This window comes from Flavobacterium salmonis (assembly GCF_903819435.1).
Lineage (GTDB): Bacteria > Bacteroidota > Bacteroidia > Flavobacteriales > Flavobacteriaceae > Flavobacterium > Flavobacterium chungangense.
The window spans coordinates 151,364-171,709 of sequence record NZ_CAIJDP010000082.1; the positions used below are offsets into that span (position 1 = coordinate 151,364).

Genomic DNA, 20,346 nt, shown 5'->3' on the forward strand with positions numbered 1-20,346 from the left:
CGACATTTGTAATGTAATAATTACATTGTCCCCCAACGATAAAATTATTATCCAAAACAATTTTAGTTAATTTAAAAGCTCCTCGCCCCAGGGAGCTTTTAATATTTCTTATTACGAAATTATTAATTGTAATTAAATTCTGTAAAAAAAAATATTTAAATATTCTTTACTTAACCTTGTTCATTACAATTTAATTGCATAAAAAAAATAAATTACCAATTGTTAATGAGATTATTAAAAAAGATTTACAAAACAGTTCTATAATATTTATAAAAACAGATTTACGCCAAAATCAATACTAAAAAATTAAAATTATAAAAGTTTAACCCTTGATATTTAAAATAATTAATGCCTAAAATTTATTAAGAAATGAATGAATTACGGTTGTTCGTTTTTAAATAGATCTATTAATAAAAACTGAAAAAGACTTAATGATTGTAAAGCCAGCCCAATATACCATAACCTTAGTCTAATAGAACTGATTTAAAAATGAAAGAGAATCAAATATTAAAATTTATTGAGTTACACACTTATTTGTTTTTTGATAATCAACTAATTGTATTTAGTTTTTCCATCTAATGTTATAAACAACTATAAACATTGACATTAAAATAACAATTAATAAAAATAACTAATAATGAATTATTTATAAAATTACTTAAGCGTATAACTCAAAAATTTATTTAACTATTACTAAATAATTTAATTAAAATGAAAAATTCAAACTTAAAAATATTAATAGCCGAAGACGATGTATTAACAACAAAAATTCTGGAGTATATCTTAGAAAAAGATGGATATGAGGTAACATCATGCCCAAATGGTATAATTGCAATAGAAAAAATTGCGGAGTTTTTACCTAATCTGATTATTACAGATATAATTCTGCCTTTCCGTTCAGGATTAGAAATCATTGACTATTCAAAAGAAAATTTTGAACACATTCCAATAATCGTACTCTCTTGTTTAGGTGTAGAAGAAGAAAGAATCATATTAAAAGCTTTCAATTTAGGAGCCGATGATTTTGTGTATAAACCATTTAATCCAAATGAGTTATTACTTAGAATAAAACGTTTAATTACTGCCCAAAAAAACGATTAACAAACTCATGATTTAAATACTATGATCCTTAACACAATAGCATTAAGGCATTTTTTTTGCATCTTAATTTCAGGCCTAAACAGAAATTAAACGTAAAAAACTCTTAAGTTATGCTTCCTTCCTATTTTGTCCTATTTTAGAGATAAATTTAACTTTATGAAAATATGAAAATTAGTAATAATATTTAGTATTTTTGATTTATGAAATGGTGTATTTCCGTGAATATCTAAGATTTATTTTAATCGATTATATAAAATTCCGTTGTATGTACAAACCTGAAATTCCTAATAACGAAAACCTTCGTTTAAAGTCCTTAAAAGATTATAATATACTAGATACAATATCCGAAGAAGAATATGATGCCCTGACGAAAATAGCAGCTGCAATTTGTGGCACACCTATCGCATTGGTCAGTTTAATAGATCACAACAGGCAATGGTTTAAATCGCACCATGGCTTAGATGCAACTCAAACACCCAGGGATTTTTCTTTTTGTGCGCATGCAATTAATACCCCTAATGAATTGTTTATTGTTCCGGATGCGACTAAAGATGAAAGGTTTTTTGACAATCCATTGAGTACTAATGATCCTCATGTAATATTTTATGCTGGTGCCCCTTTAAATACTAAGGATGGTTATGCTTTAGGAACCCTTTGTGTTATTGATACAAAACCAAGAGAAGATCTTACAGAGAGCCAGAAGGAATCCTTAAAGGCACTGGCAAATCAAGTAATTTCACAACTTGAACTCCGAAAAAAAAATAGATTTTTGGAAGAATTAAACAATGAAATTTTTAGAAAAAATACACAGTTGAATCAGTTTGCTCATCGACTTACTCATGATTTAAAAGTTCCGATTAGTGGTATAAACTCCTTAATCATGTTTATAAAGGAAGATTATAAAACACTTATTAAGGATACTGAACTCGAAGAATGGATTGATTTAATTTATTCTCGTAATGAATACATGGACTTTTTAATTAATGGCATTTTAGAATATACGAAGGTTAATAATGATGAAATTTATTTTGAAGATTTTAACGTAGAAAATATAGTTCAATATATACTGAATAATGGTGCTTTACATACTCCAATTCATGTAAATTGCATTAATTGTGATGCAGTTATAAGACATTCCAAAATAGGTTTTGTACAAATTATTCAAAATCTTTTATCTAATACGATAAAACATACCGATAAAAAAGAATGTAATGTTTGGATAACATTAACAGAAAATGAAACTGACTTTTCTTTTCTCTATGAAGACGATGGCCCTGGTATACCACAAGAATATTGGGAAAAAGTTTTTGAATTGTTTGAAACTGTAAATTCAAAATATGCTAAGAATGCTGGCATTGGTTTAGCAACAATTAAAGCAATATTAGATCGCATGAATGGTAGTATCTACTTGAAGAATAGAGAGAATCATGAAAAAGGTGTTTGTTTTTGTTTTGTTTTACCAAAATAAAGTAAGATTTAATTTACATATATTTAGTTATTAGTCTGTATAGAACACAATTGAACTTCTTTCCATTTAAAAATTCAGTCATATTTTTATGATTTTCTCTCATGGTCTAAAATTAAGATTACACACTTAACTAGCTAGTGCTTTATAAGTTTAGCATATCGAGAATTTACAAACTCTTAATCGAACTGTTAAAGAATCAAAAAAAAATCTTCCTATTAATACCAGCTTTTAAAATTATTCATTTACCAATTCGAAATTTTATTACAATTTTATAGCTTCGCATAGATACACTTCTTTTCTAAGCCCGCTACTTGAAAATCGATGATTGCGCTTGTTAAAAACCAACTGAATTTCCATTTTTTCGCAATATTTTCGACCTGTAAAATCCACATTTTTATATTCATCTCCTAAAATACGAACATCAATAGGTAGTGCCTGAAGAATATCTTCCAGATCCATTTCCGTTGTATATGGAATAATTTCGTCTACAAACTTGCAGGCTTTTAACTGGATATAACGCTCTACTACTGTTTGTATAGGTTTGTTTTTTTCTGGTCGGTCTATAGTGGGATCAGTCTGTAATCCAACAATCAAGTAATCACAATGCATTTTTGCCTCTTCAAGCATACGAACATGCCCCGCGTGCAATAAATCGAATGAACTAAATGTAATTCCAATTTTTTTCTTTCCTGATTTCATTGTTAAAATTTGTTAAGTTATTTTAAAAAAATAATCATAAAACTCTTGTAATCTTTAATTTAAGTTTTAATTCTGATACAAATATATTTCTATTACAAATGTCTCATTATGTTTTTAGATAAATGGAATTAGTATGTCGGCCAGTGGTAGTTTTCTATAGATATATTACTATCACAGTTTAGAATGTAGTACAATACAAATAACAATTTGGAAATCAAATTCTATGCTTAAATAATTTTTAAAAAGAGAATTTACCACGTATTTTGTCATAAAATAGAGGAAAATTAAAGATATACAATATCTATTTTGAAAAAAAATTACTACTTTTACTAAGAGCCATACATGACACGTATGTAATTTGAATAAATCTCTTTTTTTATAATCAAATTTTAATAGATAGTAATTTAAATAAAATAATCCCATTTTTCTTAATTCTTAATACTAATGGAACAGCCAAATCTTAACTATATAAATAATCTTTCGGGAGATGATATGGCTTTTAAGCAATTAATCATTAGTACCCTAAAAAAAGAGCTACCTTTAGAAATAAACGAATATCATAGTAAAATTGAAAATAATTGTTTTACAGGTACTGCAGAAATTATTCATAAGATAAAACATAAAATAAGCATTATGGGAATGGAAAAAAGTTATTATCTTGCTGAAGAGTTTGAAATTAGCTTAAAAAAACAATCTGTAGCTTTTAAAGAAGTATTAAAAGTAGAGTTTGATGAAATACTTAGTACAATGCAAGATTTTGTCGATTCATTATAAACTTACCTAAATGAATTGTATTTTAATAGATGATGAAGCATTTGCAAGGGCAATTATAGGTCAGATGATTACAAAACATCCTGCTTTAAATTTTATAGATGAATTTCAAAATGCAATGGAAGCTTTAAAGTTTCTTAATCAAAGTACTATTCCAATAGACATTATTTTTTTAGATATTCATATGCCTGGATTTACAGGTTTTGACTTTATCCAGACCATTAAAAATCCACCTTTAGTTATTTTAATCACCTCAGATAGAAATTTTGCCATCGAAGCTTTTGAATATAAATGTATTGTCGATTATTTGGTAAAACCAATTACTGAAGAGCGCTTTTTAAAAGCAATTAATAAAATAGAAGCCAAAAAACTAATACTCCCTTCTTCCAATGGAATGTCAGATACTAATTTAATCCAGCCTAGTGATACTACTACTGATTTTTATGTAAACATACATAGAAGACTTATAAAAATAAACATTTCATCTATCAATTTAATTGAAGCTAAAGGAGATTATATTCTGATAAAAACCGAAAATAAAAACTATACTGTACATTCTACTTTAAAAAAAATAGAAGATAAGCTTCCAGTATCTTCTTTTTTAAAAGTTCATCGAACTTATATAATTAATATAAAAAAAATAATTGATATCGAAGATAATAGTGTTTTAATTGCAAAAGATGTAATTCCGGTGAGTAGATCAAATAGACCAGAGCTTATGAAGCGACTTAACATGCTTTAAAGACATATTGATTTACAACAACTTAAACAGTAAATTCATTATCGAATCTTTATTATATGTCAATCTATTCTTTTAATAGTTTGATACTTCAAAGTGAGTGTTCACTTTTTATTCTTCAAACTAGTTATCATAATATCCCAAAATTAAAATTAAGAAGCACATGCTATAATACTATAATAATCTTCAAAAAATTGGTTAGATAATTGAATACTTCCCGCTACTACTTGGGACAAAGAAGAAATTTTCTTCTTTGTCCCTTTTTTATTTACCCCATTCTAACAATTTTATTAACTCTATATCCGCCAGCTTATAATAAAAAGAAAAGCATGCTTCGCATTATTGAATTTTGCTTTTTTATTTTCTGTCCATTTTAGGATTTAGCTGACAAAATCTCGTTACACTCTAAAAAAATGAGCATCCAGCCAGCATTCTTTCCAACTGCTCCATACCTGTTCGAACTGGACTGTATTCTCTTTATAATGCATATTAAACCATTCTTTTGTCTCAATCATATTCTTATTCTTTTTTAAAAAACACAGAAAATCATACTGCTCTTTATGCAGATCGTAAATGGACAGTTTAAATTTGTGCCTTAACACCACACAATAACTTTCTTTTCCAAAAGGCAGAGCGGGATTTTTCCCATTTTTGAATTCATAATAGTACTTTCGGACCCGAAACTGAAACTTAAATAAAGCAAATACAGGTACCAACTTTAGTTGATCTTCGGATGTATCGATTGCAGCCAACTGGTAATTTTCTTCTGCCTTCTCTTCAAAAAGAACACCAATCGCATATTCAAAACGGGCCAGTTCAATCATAAAATCAATCCAGTCTTCTTTGATATCTTCATTAGCATCGGGTCTGTTGTTTTCAAGATAGTCTGCAAAATGGGCTCCCAAAAAAGATAAATTGTAATTATTTGAGGGGTTTGAAGCCAAATAGTCATCAGCGAAAGCACAAAAAATCGCTTCACCTAAAGCATATTCCAATGCACTAAACTGCTGTGACATACAATTTCTTAATCGTGCAATATAACTTCGCTGGTAAATAGCTAAATGTTCCTGAGCCGTAAGTTTTTCTGAATGACAAATTACATCTTCAATTGAAGCTGCATTTGTGGCATTCGATAGCAAATCATTAGGATTTACTCCTGTTTGCTGATAGGGATCGAGCAAAAGCTGCTGCATCCATTGCTGAAAGTCTTTTAATGGTATTTTTACCGTTTTTTGCATCTTTGGAGTTTATGAAAGTTTATTCACCGCAAATAGATTCAATGGGTTTGAAACCTGTTCTTTATCAATAGAAAAAACTTCTTTTTCAACTCCAACAAATGCTGCATCCATATATTGTTTTGATTTCAGTAATTCTGAATGGTACACATCAAAAGCTGGAATATTACCATCCCATTCTAATAAAATTGATGCCTGATCTGCTAATTGATAAGCTAGTTGAAATAATTTCCAAACCTGATTATTTACTTCTCTATCGTGTGTATCAATAATATAATTGCCACAATTTTGATGACCTGCCAAATGCATCTGAACTATTTTATCATGTGGAATTCCGTTGATGTATTCTACGGGATCAAAATCATTATTAAAAGAAGATACATATACATTGTTTACATCAAGGAGTAATCCGCAAGCTGTTTCTTCGGTCATGATTCGTAAAAACTCCCATTCCGAAAGAGTTGAATTATTGAAAGATGCGTAGGTACTTGGGTTTTCTACAATCAGCGGTCGTTCTAAATAATCCTGAACTTGTCTAATTCGGTTACAAACATGTTTTAATGAATCTTCATTTAGCGGAAGCGGAAGTAAATCGTGCGAATTGGTCGTTAAAACTCCTGTCCAGCATAAATGATCGCTGATCCAGGCTGGCCTGACTTCACTTGCCAGTTGCTTTAAACTCTTTAAATAATCAAAATTTAAAGGATCAGTGCTTCCTATAGAAAGCGATACCCCGTGCATTACCACGGGATATTTTTCTGCTATTTGTTGTAAAATATATCTCGGACGTCCATGTGAATCCATAAAATTCTCAGAAATTACCTCAAACCAGTCTACGGCAGGGTTTTTCTCCAGAATATGTTCAAAATGTTGGCTTCTGAGTCCTAATCCCAATCCTAAATTGGGTAATCCAAGTCTAGTGTCCATTATTTTTGGGTTGACAATTTGAAAGACTCTCTGGTAATTTTTTAGCGCTTTCTTCTTCCATTTTCAAAACTCTTTGTGCTGCCGCAATTTTTCTTTCAGCAGGGTTGTTGATGTAGGAACAAGATCTTGAACCGCTTTGTCCGCAAGAAGAATAATCTACACCCGAAGTACCACGAATTGAGTTTACGTACTCATCGCTTGGTCCGTATTGCTGTGGAGCTTCGCCAAAAGATTCTCCGTTTTCTTTTCTTTTTTCTTCAAAGCGTATTCTGGCCAATTGCCAAACGCTAAGGCCTTTATTAGGGCCTTGCGCCATAAAACGAGAAGACAAAATAGGCACACCGCAGCTGCCTTGATAACGACAATCATTTTCACCGGGATGGCAAAGTTCTTCTGTAGTTCCAAAAATCCCGCAGCCTCCCTGCCCTTTACAAGCATTTAACGTGTGGCAAGGATGACCAACTGCTGTTGAGCAATCGCCCTGACCTGCACAATCATTATTTCCTGAATATCCCGCATTTTTGCATGAATTAAGCCCCATGCATACATGAAGTTCTTTTGTTACTAATTCTGACATGTTGTATATTTTTATATTAATGATTGTGTCTAAAAGGTGTACCTGGTACTTTAGGAATATCGGCTTCAATGCTGTAATCCAATCCTACGTCTGGTAAAGACGGGAAATAGTTTTCGCTTTTTATGGCCCAGCCCCAATTAACAGGATCGGCTTTTGCCAATTGATCCACCAAACTCATGATTTGTGCTTTTGGTCTTAAGAAACTTTGTTCAAACGAAAAAGGTTCAAATGTTAAAGCGCCTTTATAAGCCTGATTGCCTTTAGTATAAGTGTATTGATTAATTTGGTTACCAACTCCACTCAAAAGCCAGATCATTGATTTATGAATACCAAAAATGAATAAATCGTATTGTGTACTTTCGTCTTTATAATAACAGGCTTCAATCATTAAAAGAATATAAGCAAAAACTGCATTACCTAATTGTGAACATAATGCCAGTGCCTGATTGTTTGAAGCTATATAATCGGCTGTTTTAGGATTCGCATCGGTGTCATATACAAAATAGCTGAAGAAATCATCTAAGCCCTGAATGTTACGAAACTTTTGCTGATAATGCCCGCCAAGTGTATAGGCTTCAAGAAATTTGGCAAAATGAGCAGGTTCTTTCCCGGAATCATCATAATCGCCTTCCCAAAAAACTACTTTGCCCTCAACAATATCCATTGGTAACGGCATTTTATTTTCGCCCCAAATTAAGGTATGCTGCTTGTATTTACTTTTCCCTTCTCCCTGATCAATAATACGTTCTATCGCATCAATTGCCGAATGAGCGTCATGTACTCCAACAAGTCCGCCGCTATCATCTGCATTAGCAAATTGAGGGTTGTGCTCTCTGTCATAATGTACCGTATTCATTGAATTTTGAGAATAATACGGTCTCGGACGATTTGGATTATCCGGAGGAAGCAATTGGGGTCTGTAATTATAAGGTCCCGGGAAATCCTCCTTTATACATTTGATAATCATTTCATACAAACGACCGATTGTTTGATATTCAACCGTATCCAGCAATTGTGCATTTGCATAAGGATCTTTAAATGGTTCAGGGCTTTCAATTTGTAAAAATGTAGTCAGTTGCTTCAATGACAATTTTGCTGCATTAATTTGAAATTCAGGAATATGTCCGTCTAATTGTGTTGGAAATGTTAATACTTTTCCAATCCCTAACAAATCTGGTGCTGTCTGACAAACCGCCTGTTTTACATTACAGGCAAGTGCCAGGTGCAGCATTTCTTCGATCACAACGCTCATAATTAAGGCAGCCGATTTATTCGAATAAACTAATATATCAACCTTCAGTTCTTGCGCCAGTTCGTCAATTTCGGCAGCGGTACGTTCACCGGATTGTGAAAGCTGCGCATGAAGTTTAGCATACAGTTTATCCTGATCCTGTGCTCTGTTTATCGAATAATAGGTCGATAAATACGTGGGAATTGTAGCAAGCTCCAGTGCAATTGCCTGCTGCATTACCTCTTTGATATTCTCTTTTGTTACCGAGTTAGAAAAGTTAAAAAGTTTTTTGGTTTTCATTTGTTTTTGGTTAAAATAGATTATTCCGGACTGATAAATGGATAGTATTTTTCGTCAATAATAGGTTCGATTCCAAAGAAATCATTCAAAACAGATTCGGCAGTACAAAATGCACCTTCAACCCAAGCCTGATCATTTGAATAGGTTTCTCCTACAATAAAAATTTCACAGTCTGTATTTGGAACGAGCTGAGATGGTTTTCTAATTTTTCTTTGCACATCACCTAAATTATAATGCGATTTATAGGCATGATATCCTGCATTAAAAGGAGGAAGCGACCAGTCCATATATTTCGTTTCTAAAGGTTCTGGCACATACGAATAATCAGCCTGTGGTCCAAAATGCAATGACGCTAATTGTGAACGAAGCATTTTTACCATTACCGAAGTAGCGTCTCTTGGCCCTTCAAGTGGCTGTAAATCTCTTGATTCAGGAATTTCACGAGTTGCATCTGGTCCAAGTTCTAGAGCTTTCCAGAATGTTGCATACAGAATATCATCGTAACTGGCCAAAATACCATATACTTTTTTCCCTTTTCCGTCTCTGGCATTATCACCAAAATAAACTACTTGTCGAATAGGCATATCTGTAATACTTGGGCCAATAGTATCTAATTCAGCAATAGTTGAGATTTGTTTTTCTTCTTTAAAAGTTAAACGCTCCTGAATTGCGTTTTCTACAGCAGCTATAAAACTGGCTTTATCATTAAAGGTATTTGCTATAATAACTGGGTTTTTAGCCTTTTCTATTTCTTTAAGATATTTAGACGGGAAATTTTCTTTTTTTAATTTCTCAATTCCTTCTTGTGTCAGGAAATAACTTGTCAGCTTAGCTGGATAAGTTGGGCTTCCGGCCTCGGTTGTTCTCCACCAGGGTGTATCGAAAAACATACCTATTTTGTAGGAAGGTTCCATTAATACAGATTCTAAATACAACTGTACTTTTTCATGATTTAATACATCCATTCCTTCCTCATCACTGTATCTGCTTGCCTGCGCCACTAAGTCAATTGCTGCTCTAGGCATAGCAAGAAATGCTGCGTCACATTTTTTTCTTTCTGCAAGTGCATCCGGATCTTTGCGTGTCGCAGTTGTAAAATTTACTCCAGATTTGGTGTGCAAAATAGAACGCAGCCTAACATTTGGATAATAATTTAGTGTAATTCCTTTTTGTTTTGCCAATTTTTCAACTTCTTCAAATAAGCTGTCAAATAAGCTGGAATATCCTTTTATTAATGTTTTGTATTCTGTTCCCGGAAGAAACTCATCATTCACATTAAATGACTGGGCACTATTGCTGTTTACTACGTTTGAACTATAGCCATTTCCATCAGATAAATAACCAAATCCTTCTTGTCCAAGCATATCATAACCAAGGTTCCAATATCCAATTTCTTTTAATAAGTCTCCTTTTTGAAAGATCGAACTATCGGGCATGTCAATATTGATTCTTCCTTCTTCATAAAATTTGCACCATTCTCTTCGCGTAGTCGGCCCAGATGTTTGCGTGATCGCTACAGATTGTATCGTTGTAAAACCATCATCTGGCGGAGCATCCTGAGCGTAATTGTTTGCGAAATAGGGAGCTGGCTGGTTAGAATTAATATCTGAGATATACATGTTTTTAGAACGCAAAGACATCAATGGGTCTGCTGATTCATTAAACGGAACTGAATCTTTCTTTAAATCCAATTCTTCTATGGTTTTAGTCACTAAACGATGTCCCGGTCCTTCAGGAGTGCCATCCCAATATAAATATCTCATACCTCCTAATTCAAGGTACGAATTGTCTTTGTCATCTTTATAATGCCATGTACAAACACGTGCACCAGGTTCTCTTGTCCCCGGATTTTTTTTAGAAAAATCGTATTTCCCCCAGTCGTAAAGTTCTAATACATCGCCCTTAACGAGCATTTTTTCGTTTTTATTGAGTTTAGATTTCCCATCAAGTAATCTCCACGCGGTATAGAGTCCGGCTGCACCTGCTCCAAAAATAGAGTATGTTTTTTTGCTCATGATAGTATAGTTTTTAAATTTTTAGTAGTTTTTATAGATAATGGTTTTATTCATTTCCCAGTCTTGCCATTTGCTGCGCAAGATCTTTTTGAGGAATCACAATTTCTACCAAGGTTGGAAGATTTGTTTTTTTCTTAAGTTTAAGAAGTACTTCGTCTAACTCTGTAACCGTTTCAGCACGGTAGCTGTTTGCCCCAAATGCTTTGGCAAGTGCCTGATAATCCCATTTTGGAAGAATATCGAATTCGTCAAACTTATGATCCGGGCCTGCCTTAAACGAGTCCATGTCTACATATACTTGTTCAATAGCATATACTCCATTGCTCATTACAAAAATTACAGAGTTGATCTTGTATTTTACAAGAGTCGAAAGTGATTGTGCGATCATCATAAAACCACCGTCACCGGCTACAGTCCAGGCCTGTTTGCCACTTCCGAGCTGGGCTCCTGAAGCTGCACCGGTTTCAAAACCAATACACTGCCACGCAGCCGAAGAGATATAGGCGTTTTGAGATAATCCGTAAATATTGGTAGCCACATACATTGATGAACTTACACCAAAAGTCATTACAATATCGTCCAGCATTTTTTGCTTTTGCAGAAAAGATGTAGCATGCTCAAAAAAGCGGTTAAACGTTATTACTTCCGGAGTTACATCGTATTTAGGATCTGAGTTAGATCGCCATGGTTCCGGGAATTTTGGCTGAGCCGGAGCTATTGCTTTTAAAGGATATCCTGAAGCTTTTTTAAATCGTTCTGTCAAGGCTTCGATGAAGTCTTTTAAAGTTACTCCCGAATAGGTAAAATAACCAACTCTCGTTTCCTGAGTTGTTACCTGAATCATATCCGAAAATTTATTTTCTACCAGCCATAAATAATCATCCGTAATAATAGTTCCTAAGGATAAAATACAGTCTGAAGCTTCGACTATCTTAATAACTTCTGGTATTGAAGCCTGATCAGAATAAGTACCAATAAATTTATCCCCTTTTTCATCCAGAACCGTTTTTCCGAGTGAAGTTGTAGTGTACAACATTCCGCTTGCTTTAATAAGTTCTTCTAATTGCTTGGTTAGTTTATGTCTCAAAAGCTCTACACCTGCAAAAATTACAGGTGTTTTGGCCTGGCTAATTTGTGACCACGCCTGAGAAACCGCATTTTCAAGCGCTGCTGGTTCGCTTTTTATGATTTCAGCCTCCAGTTTTTTATTAGAAGGTTTTGGACAAGGTTCGCCCCATACTTCTTTATAACATGCTATGTACACTGGTCTTTGATGTGTAAGCGCTGCGATAAGTAATTTATCGATTTTTTCAGGAGCGCCTGCAGAAGTACTCAATGTCTCGGCAGCAACAGTTACTCTTTCATACACTTCCTGATCTGCATTGAGATTACCTGTAGAGTGATGATAAAGAACATTGTACATACTACCTATTTGTCGCGCATCGGCTCCGGGTGTAGCACTAATTACAACAACAGGACTGCGCTCTACATAAGCTCCTGCAATAGCATTTAATGCACTGAAAGTACTTACTCCATATTGTAAAGATACGGCAGCTAAACCTCTGGTACGTGCGTAAGCATCTGCCGCATAAGAAGCATCTAGTTCATTTGAAGTCCCAATGGTTTCAATTCCGTCAAAGTATTCCAGAGCCTGTGTAAAATGTTTTACATAATCTCCCGGAATTTGAAAAACCTCGGTGACATTTAATTGTTTGAGTCGGGTTAGCAGATAATCTGCGACCGTAAATTCTTTGGCAGGTTTCATTTTTTGGTTATTAGAATTAGGAGTATTTTGTTTTCGGTAATAAATCCCTTCAGTAATAAAACTGAAGAGATTTATGTTAGTCTTTTAAATTTTTATACGTACCTGAAGACTACCAGTATTATCCGCTAATCCGGCTCCGTATTCAGCATTTAAATCATCGTTGATGCATAACTTCAATGGTCCGCTTTGACCAGCAGGAGTTGTAACGGGTCCATTTCCAATAAAAAATGGAGCGTTATTTCCAACTTGTCCTATAAGGGCACCCATATTTACATTTTGAACAGGATATCCTGATTGTGTTACAATAATGTCCGGGCATCCGTTTGCGTCATACAGGTTACCACTATTCGTTTGAGGATCTGCCGTCCATAGACCCGATTCGTAACTTACTGTTATTGTATTACCTGGCTGTACGGCAATTCCAGTGTTTTGCCATGCCTGATTCGCATTAACCGGAACAAAAGTTTCTACCAGCTGCAACGTATTCGCATCAATATGCAAAAACTGAGTTGGCATACCATTAATCAAAAATTGTAAAACAATATTTTGAATGTATTGCAACTGAGTTGTTCCATTACTTAAATTTTCAACATACCAGGTAGTGTTCATTGAAAGCACTTTTCCGAAAGAAGTTTCAAAGTTTATATTGCTTACTGCACCTCCTTCATTACTAGTACTTACTGTAATACTTGAGTAACTGTCAACAGTAATCCCCTGGCTGTTTAATGCATTCAATTGCTGTGTCAAATACGTTGACGGATCAATTATAGCAGGATCTGTAAACGGTAATTTAGTTTTGTCTGCGCTTGGAAAAACCGGATTTCCTGTTCCCGAAGCAACTGGTCCTCCCGTCATTAAAACCGAAACTCCATGAGGAACCGAAATTTGTTTGTTGTACTGCGTTGCCGGATTTTGTACCGGAATTGGATTTGAATCTGGAACAAAACCAGGACCATAAGGGCCTTCAACCTGGTTTTGTATTACGTGATAAAGCCATGTTCCGTTCTCTGCATGAATTAAAGTATTTTGAATGGGCTGTGCTCCGTTTGGATCGGCATTGTTGGCAATGTACACTCTTTGTTCATAAAATAGTACACTGCTTGCCTGTGTATATTGCCCTTCCCTATTTGGTGCCCCGCCGGCTATAGCCGAAAATGAGATTTCTTCAAAATAAGGAAAGTTTTTAGTGATGTAACCATTTGGAGCATCTGTTTGAGGTAAAGGCATAACATTGTAACCTGTAGCATTTGCTCCCGTAGGACTATTCCACGTACCAATAAAATTATTTAAAAGTCCCAGATTAGAAGTACCAATAACCGGCGGCTGATTCGTTGTTGATACAAGCGGAGTTGTAATGTCTGGAATTACCGCTGATGGTGCTGTTACCGCTGCTGCAGCTGCTTGTTGAGCGTGATACGGGCATGTTTGCTGTTGTAAGCCGTTTGAATTTTCCATTTTTTTTATGTATTTTGGTCCTTTTCAGGTTAGTTACGTCTTGTTTAGGAAAGTGATTCTGAGTCAAATTGGCGCATGCATCTTATCTCATTTCTTTAATAAAATTACTATGACGCCATAGTTCAAATTAAAAAAAAGGCACGAGTGCGGGATTTTTATCCACGAGAGGTCGAAATAAAAGCATAAGACCATTTCGTTATATATTTACTAACTGCTACCCGGTATTTAATCTGAAAAGAATAGATGTGCAAAAAAGCGGAGAGACAATTAAAATGCACATGTTAAAACATTGTAATAATTCTCAATAAACTGGTTAGATAATTGAATGCTTCCCGCTACTACTTTGGACAAAGAGGAAAAATTCTTCTTTGTCCCTTTTTTATTGGTCTCAGATTGGGGTTTAAAACCCTGCAATTTATTGCAGTACTTTAGTAATTCGAAAAAATCTTTATCTTTAGATTATGAGTACAGATATAAGAAAAGGTTGATATACAGTAAACCAATTAACATGTCATGTTGTTTGAGTAGTTTAAAGTTTTGAAGGGAGATATTCAAAAGCGTTGCCGTGAACTTTTAATACAGATATGCGAGGCTGAAGGAATTGAAATTTTAAAAGGAGTTGTGAGTTCAGATCATGTTCACATACATATCGAGTGTGCACCAAAGAAGAATGTTAGTTCGATTCTAAAAAGTTTAAAAGGACGTACCTCAAGAAAATTGCAAATGGAATTTCCAGATCTTCAGGTCCATTACTGGGGTCAGCATTTTTGGGCAAGTGGTTACGGAGTTTGAAGTATAGGAAATATTACTGATGAAATGGTAAATGAATATTTAGAGCATCATAGAAGAAAAGAAGGGGATGATAATTCAAATTTCATTCTTGAATGAAATAGAAAGAGGGACTTTCAGTCCCTCGTCAAACAAACCTCTGCACTTTCAGTGCAGAGTGGTTTAATTAGAGATAAAAAACTGTTGATCAAATATATTAGATATACTACTTCATTAACCCTAGCAGTTCGAAACTCATTTTTTTAAATTGTAAATTTTTCAGGAAAAATAGGACCTATTAAGTGTCTTGACCCTATCCAGTTTCCAATATTGTAACATTCATTAAGTTTTAAGAGACTCTCTACACCATTATTTAAAAGCTCCTCTAAATCTTTACTTTCCTCTTCAAGCCCAGTTAATTTTAGTTGCAGCCGTACTTCTTTAGAGATTGAAAAACTATGAAAAGAGTTTAGAAAAGTTTCTATTGAAGTATCAAAAAAATAAATTAATTCCTTACTATTAGGGCTGTCTTTATCAGACAGCCCTTGTTTTTAATTATGTTTTAATAAGGAAACAAATACACTTTTTTAGAGTTTTTAATTATTATTACATCTTTGAAGCTGACTAAAAGATAATGATAATGCTCTATTTTTAAGACCCAAAAATCATAGTTTCAGGATAAAAGGTTACTTCTCCTGATGCAATATCATGAGATCCGCCAACAATTCCAATCTCTCCTTTTTCAATCATTTCTTTTAAGATCGGACTACGCTCCATGATTGATTTAACAGTTCGTTTAATATTGATTTTCGATACATTTTCAACAAATTCAGGATTACCTGAATTTCGGTTTTCTTTTGTTTCAGTTTCATCATCAACTGCTGGTCTTATCTTTGTAAGCAGTGCTGTTAAATTGCCCATTTCGACATGATCACAGGCACCTTTTACAGCCCCGCATTTGGTATGGCCCAATACTACAATAATTTTTGAACCTGCCACTTTACAGCCAAATTCCATACTGCCTAAAATGTCCTCATTGATAATATTTCCGGCAATACGTACGCTAAAAACATCTCCAAGTCCCTGGTCAAAAATTAATTCTGCAGAAGTTCTACTGTCTATACAACTCAAAATAACAGCAAAAGGATGCTGTCCTTCTGAAGTTTCATTTGCCTGTTGCAAAAGATTACGATTTATTTTTAAGTTGCTTACAAACCTTTGGTTTCCTTCCTTCAATAATTCTAAAGCTAAAGAGGGAGTAATAGCAGCTTGCATTTCTTTTGTTAACGTTTTCATTTTGATTGATTTTACAAAGTTATGATAAATAAAATTTTTCTGGCTGATGTTGTTTAGGGATATCCTTTTCTTTCAATAAATCCTTAATATTTATTTCAATCGTTCTGGCAATTGATGTTACTGGTGTATCTGTCGGACGATTTCTAAAGGGGTCCTGCAGATGTGTGGCAGATTTTTCCAAGAGAAAAAATGTAGTCGAAATAACTAATAACAATGGAATTTCAAAATAGCTTTCTATATCCCTTAACGCAATTGATAGCGTAACAATAAAGATGTAGATAAAGAAATGTAAAAAAATATGATAGGTTATAGGAAAAACAGTGCTTTTTATACGTTCAGCCATTCCCATATAGTTTGAAAAATTAACCAAAGTATTATTTAATTTAACTTGCGAAAAAATATCAATTGATTTTTTTTCTTTCAATGCCGCTATTTGAAGTGTATTCAACTACAAAAGTGCTAAAGGCTTATTGCTTTGTTTTTCTATTTCCTGCATATCTTCCCCCGTAATAAAGTTTTCCAGGTTTTCAACAGGATCCAGTCCGAGTAAACCCAGCCCCAGACTATAACACCATGCAATATGCCTAAAGGCCATTTCTCTGATTTCGGTTTGATTTTCTTTGGCTACAAAGGATTGTAATTGCAGTACAAAACTACGACTATCGTTAACTATGCTTCCACATATTTTTCTTGCTTCCCACCAACGATCATAAGACTGATTGAGTTTAAAAGAAAGAATCACAGAAATTGCTGTTCCTATAAATGCAGGTATCGCTATAGGCATTATCGGAATAATATTTTCGAATTGAGTCGTAAGATAATGAACCAATAAACCAATAATTAATACAAAGAGAATTTCATACTTGACCTTTTTGAAAAGATAGGAAACGGGTATTTTAGTATTGGTTAGCATAAACTTTAGATTTGGTTTGTTATGTAAAAATAACAAAACTATTTCAAACGATAGTAATACTATTATAAATAATTGTTAAATATTTTTTAAGATATATTTACTTTTAAACATTAAATGTTTCACTATATTTGCTTAAACAGTAATTGATATGGAATTTCAAGTAAAATTTGATATAAACGATAAAATCTTCTTGCGTAATCCTGAAAGCAGCGAATTAGGTAAATTGATGGTAAAAAAATCCATTGACCTTATTTATGAACTTGGTTTTGAACAATTTACATTTAAAAAACTGGCCATAGAAATACACAGTACAGAAGCCACCATTTACCGATATTTTGAAAATAAACACCGCCTTTTGCTTTACATTCTTAATTGGTATTGGAGCTATATGGAATTTTTAGTGACTTTTAAATTAGAAAACGTATTTGATAAAAAAGAAAGATTAAAAATAATCGTGAATTTACTTACTCACGAATTTGCAGAAAGTACAAATCAATTTGATTATAATAAAAAGCTTCTTAATCAAATCGTTATTGCGGAAAGCAGTAAAGTATATTTAGTAAAAGAAGTTACAGAAATCAATAAAAATGAGGTTTTTAAGCCTTATAAGGATTTGTGCTCAAAAATAGCAGAAGTTATTTCAGAGTATAATTCAAAATATAAATATCCGAGATCACTCAGTACTACCCTGATTGAAACAGCACATCAACAGCAGTACTTTAGTGTTAATTTACCAAAACTTACGGACGCTTCCTCAAAAACAAACACAGAATTTACAGCACAATTCATTGAAGATTTGTTATTTAAAGTTTTGGATTAATTATCATATTGTTTTGAACATTATTTATACTGGAAGTTCCCAAATCCATAGTTATTCAATGTATATACCTCCAAAATACAAGGAGACATGTATTACATATTCTCCATTTAAAAAATAAAATACCTGTTCATAAAGTAAGGTAAGATCGTACAGTATCTCCAAGAGATATTTTTCGTAGATCGGGATCAGATTTTTTTAATCATAAATCATATATTTCATCTGTAAAGCAAAACAAAATTATTCTTTTGAATAGTGCTGAATTACCGGTAGGAAGGAAATATAAGATTCTGCTGAGCCTTCCTAAAAGTCATTAGATAATTCAACAAAACACACTACAACACTAGTAAACAAGTAATTAAAATTCAAACAGAACTTATTTTTCAAGATTGTTTGAAATTAGTAAACATCAGGAGATGGATTTATATTTCATTAAAAAAAGTATCTCATAAAACAGTTTTGTGATATGAGATACTTAATCTTTAGAAAAAAATAATTTATTATTTCAAACTTGTGTTTGTCAATTTGATCTTATATGGGAAGTTTACATCATTATTGAAATAATCTGCTGTCAATTGTAATCTGTCTTTAAAGAAACCTGCTTCAAGACCAATGTTTGTCTGATCACTGGTTTCCCATCCTAAATCTTAATTTCCTGCCTGAGAAATTGCCAAGGTTGCAGCTGTTCCATAAATTGAGGAACCATACAAATTTTGTGAAGCATACGCTGATGAAAGGTTTCCATTACCCACTCTTCCCCAACTTCCTTTTAATTTAAGCGAGCTTACGTAATCTGTGATTTTGCTGTTTTTAAAAAAACTTTCTTCGCTAACGGACCATCCAGCAGATATTCCTCCAAAATTCCCGTATTTGCTTTTTAGACCCAAGGCAGAATTTCCGTCTTTTCTGAAATTGCCGGTAATAAAATACTTCCCTGCATAGCCATACGATAACCTAAAAAAAGAAGATAGAAAAAGTCTTTCTGACAAACTGTTACCGGCTGATCTTATTGTTCCCCAGGTCCCCTGATAATTTTCAAAGAAAGGATCTGAAGCATTGGTTTGATTTGCCCCCCAGGATGAATTTTCGAACTTCTGAACATCATATCCTGCCAATGCTGAAATATGATGATTGTTACCAAAACGTCTGTCAAAAGAAAGGCTATTTGTAAATTCTTAAAATAGAAATATTTAGTTGAAGATCCGCCTGTTGCATATGCCGAAGATCCAAGATTTGGACTTAAATAGGTTATATTTTCTGCTCTTAGCCTGTCGATTCCGTAATTACTGTCAAATTTAAATCCGTCAAAAAAGGTAATGGTTGCGTGAACATTTCCAACAAAATGATCGTTGGAACTGGTGCATTTACTGTTATCAAACAATGCTCCGGGATCCCATAATGTATTGGTAAATAAGTTATTTCCCGAACTTGTAGTTCCTGTAGAACTTAAATTATATAAACCTTCATTATTATAAACAACAACGTTTGGAGGAAGTGCCAAAGCTAAACTTGCCGCACCAATTAATAATAATCCGCTGCTGCTTAATGAACCTGTATTTTGTGCCTGATTAAAAGTATTGTTATACGAAAGATTTCCACCCAATTTAAGCCATCTGTTTACATCATAATCGATATTAAACCTAACTCTTTTTCTCTCGAATTCATTATCTTTTGTAATTCCTTCCTGTTTAGAATAATTGGTAGAGAAAAAATATCTGGTTTTATCTGTTCCTCCCGAAATACTGATATTATGATTTTGAGAAACAGCGTCACGGTATACCTGATCTTTCCAGCTAGTATTTACACGTGAACCATCAGCATTAAAAGACGGAAAGAAAAGTGCTGATGCTACAGCAGCGTTATTTTCATTACCACCTAATATTTTGCTGTTGAGTACCGCTTCGTTTTTTATGTCTTCGTATTGTGTATTATTCAGAAGATCCGATAATCGGGTAGCTCTGGTAATTCCAATCCAACTATCGTAGGTAACTTTAGTTTTACCTGCTTTTCCTTTTTTTGTTGTCACTAATATAACTTCACCGGCAGCACGAGAACCGTAAATTGAGGTTGACGCGGCATCTTTTAAAACATCAATAGATTCAATATCTGCCGGGTTTATATCTGAAAGTGGGTTATTGGCAACCGAATTTGTTGTGGACACATCACCGGAATTAACCGGAATACCATCAATAACAATTAAAGGAGAAGTGCTTAAGGAAATTGAATTTACCCCACGAATTCTAATTACCGGAGCATCATTTAATACACC

At 33.5% G+C, this 20,346-nt stretch carries 16 protein-coding genes and 3 pseudogenes; 6 read left to right on the forward strand and 13 right to left on the reverse strand.

Features of this window, described 5'->3' with window-relative positions; genetic code table 11:
• Positions 1-711: 711 nt before the first annotated feature.
• On the forward strand, positions 712-1,101 hold the full coding sequence (locus tag FLACHUCJ7_RS18625; protein ID WP_078228639.1) for a response regulator transcription factor: 390 nt from the start codon (positions 712-714) through the stop codon (positions 1,099-1,101).
• Between the two features lie 265 nt (positions 1,102-1,366).
• Complete coding sequence (locus FLACHUCJ7_RS18630; RefSeq protein WP_078228641.1) at positions 1,367-2,569, forward strand: sensor histidine kinase; 1,203 nt, start codon at positions 1,367-1,369, stop codon at positions 2,567-2,569.
• 261 nt (positions 2,570-2,830) lie between these two features.
• Here FLACHUCJ7_RS18630 and FLACHUCJ7_RS18635 read toward each other — a convergent pair whose 3' ends face one another.
• Complete coding sequence (locus tag FLACHUCJ7_RS18635; protein ID WP_031453291.1) at positions 2,831-3,268, reverse strand: adenylyltransferase/cytidyltransferase family protein; 438 nt, start codon at positions 3,266-3,268, stop codon at positions 2,831-2,833.
• Positions 3,269-3,712: 444 nt separating this feature from the next.
• Here FLACHUCJ7_RS18635 and FLACHUCJ7_RS18640 point away from each other — a divergent pair, with 444 nt between their 5' ends.
• Positions 3,713-4,042 carry a hypothetical protein gene (locus FLACHUCJ7_RS18640; protein WP_031453290.1) on the forward strand — a complete coding sequence of 110 codons (330 nt, stop codon included), beginning with the start codon at positions 3,713-3,715 and terminating at the stop codon, positions 4,040-4,042.
• Positions 4,043-4,052: 10 nt separating this feature from the next.
• The gene (locus FLACHUCJ7_RS18645; protein WP_031453289.1) at positions 4,053-4,781 is read left to right on the forward strand and encodes a LytR/AlgR family response regulator transcription factor; all 729 of its coding nucleotides are present in this window, start codon (positions 4,053-4,055) and stop codon (positions 4,779-4,781) included.
• A 395-nt stretch (positions 4,782-5,176) separates the two neighbouring features.
• Here the strand turns inward: FLACHUCJ7_RS18645 and FLACHUCJ7_RS18650 are convergent, their stop codons facing one another.
• The 7 genes from FLACHUCJ7_RS18650 to FLACHUCJ7_RS18680 all read right to left on the reverse strand — a co-directional run bounded on the left by FLACHUCJ7_RS18650 (position 5,177) and on the right by FLACHUCJ7_RS18680 (position 14,283).
• Positions 5,177-6,016: an HvfC/BufC N-terminal domain-containing protein gene (locus FLACHUCJ7_RS18650; protein ID WP_180909990.1), complete on the reverse strand. Its 840-nt coding sequence runs from the start codon at positions 6,014-6,016 to the stop codon at positions 5,177-5,179.
• A gap of 9 nt (positions 6,017-6,025) precedes the next feature.
• Positions 6,026-6,940 (reverse strand): MNIO family bufferin maturase, encoded by a 915-nt coding sequence (gene bufB, locus FLACHUCJ7_RS18655; RefSeq protein WP_180909991.1) that lies wholly within the window; start codon positions 6,938-6,940, stop codon positions 6,026-6,028.
• Entirely contained in the window at positions 6,930-7,517 is a 588-nt protein-coding gene (locus FLACHUCJ7_RS18660; protein WP_180909992.1) for a hypothetical protein, read from the reverse strand. Before FLACHUCJ7_RS18660 ends, bufB begins: the two co-directional genes overlap by 11 nt.
• 16 nt (positions 7,518-7,533) lie before the next feature.
• Positions 7,534-9,048 (reverse strand): ferritin-like domain-containing protein, encoded by a 1,515-nt coding sequence (locus FLACHUCJ7_RS18665; RefSeq protein WP_180909993.1) that lies wholly within the window; start codon positions 9,046-9,048, stop codon positions 7,534-7,536.
• A gap of 20 nt (positions 9,049-9,068) precedes the next feature.
• Positions 9,069-11,063 carry a flavin monoamine oxidase family protein gene (locus FLACHUCJ7_RS18670; RefSeq protein WP_180909994.1) on the reverse strand — a complete coding sequence of 665 codons (1,995 nt, stop codon included), beginning with the start codon at positions 11,061-11,063 and terminating at the stop codon, positions 9,069-9,071.
• A 46-nt stretch (positions 11,064-11,109) separates the two neighbouring features.
• Complete coding sequence (locus tag FLACHUCJ7_RS18675; protein WP_180909995.1) at positions 11,110-12,828, reverse strand: alpha-keto acid decarboxylase family protein; 1,719 nt, start codon at positions 12,826-12,828, stop codon at positions 11,110-11,112.
• 84 nt (positions 12,829-12,912) lie between these two features.
• On the reverse strand, positions 12,913-14,283 hold the full coding sequence (locus FLACHUCJ7_RS18680; protein WP_180909996.1) for a heme-binding protein: 1,371 nt from the start codon (positions 14,281-14,283) through the stop codon (positions 12,913-12,915).
• Positions 14,284-14,744: 461 nt separating this feature from the next.
• Here FLACHUCJ7_RS18680 and tnpA point away from each other — a divergent pair.
• Positions 14,745-15,171 (forward strand): annotated as a pseudogene (gene tnpA, locus FLACHUCJ7_RS18685) (IS200/IS605 family transposase).
• A 531-nt stretch (positions 15,172-15,702) separates the two neighbouring features.
• Here tnpA and FLACHUCJ7_RS18690 read toward each other — a convergent pair.
• The gene (locus FLACHUCJ7_RS18690) at positions 15,703-16,347 is read right to left on the reverse strand and encodes a carbonic anhydrase family protein (RefSeq protein WP_078228660.1); all 645 of its coding nucleotides are present in this window, start codon (positions 16,345-16,347) and stop codon (positions 15,703-15,705) included.
• Between the two features lie 19 nt (positions 16,348-16,366).
• Positions 16,367-17,260: pseudogene (locus tag FLACHUCJ7_RS25455) on the reverse strand (bestrophin family protein).
• A gap of 148 nt (positions 17,261-17,408) precedes the next feature.
• On the opposite strand from FLACHUCJ7_RS25455, the gene FLACHUCJ7_RS18705 reads away from it, so the two are divergent.
• Complete coding sequence (locus FLACHUCJ7_RS18705) at positions 17,409-18,080, forward strand: TetR/AcrR family transcriptional regulator (RefSeq protein WP_180909997.1); 672 nt, start codon at positions 17,409-17,411, stop codon at positions 18,078-18,080.
• Positions 18,081-18,577: 497 nt separating this feature from the next.
• Here the strand turns inward: FLACHUCJ7_RS18705 and FLACHUCJ7_RS25640 are convergent.
• From FLACHUCJ7_RS25640 to FLACHUCJ7_RS18720, 3 genes and pseudogenes are all read right to left on the reverse strand, one after another.
• A pseudogene (locus FLACHUCJ7_RS25640) lies at positions 18,578-18,712 on the reverse strand (hypothetical protein); the annotation flags it as partial.
• Positions 18,713-18,724: 12 nt separating this feature from the next.
• Entirely contained in the window at positions 18,725-19,066 is a 342-nt protein-coding gene (locus tag FLACHUCJ7_RS18715; protein WP_180909998.1) for a hypothetical protein, read from the reverse strand.
• 17 nt (positions 19,067-19,083) lie between these two features.
• Positions 19,084-20,322, reverse strand: coding sequence for a TonB-dependent receptor plug domain-containing protein (locus tag FLACHUCJ7_RS18720; protein WP_317170932.1), 1,239 nt, complete (start codon positions 20,320-20,322; stop codon positions 19,084-19,086).
• Positions 20,323-20,346: the final 24 nt, after the last annotated feature.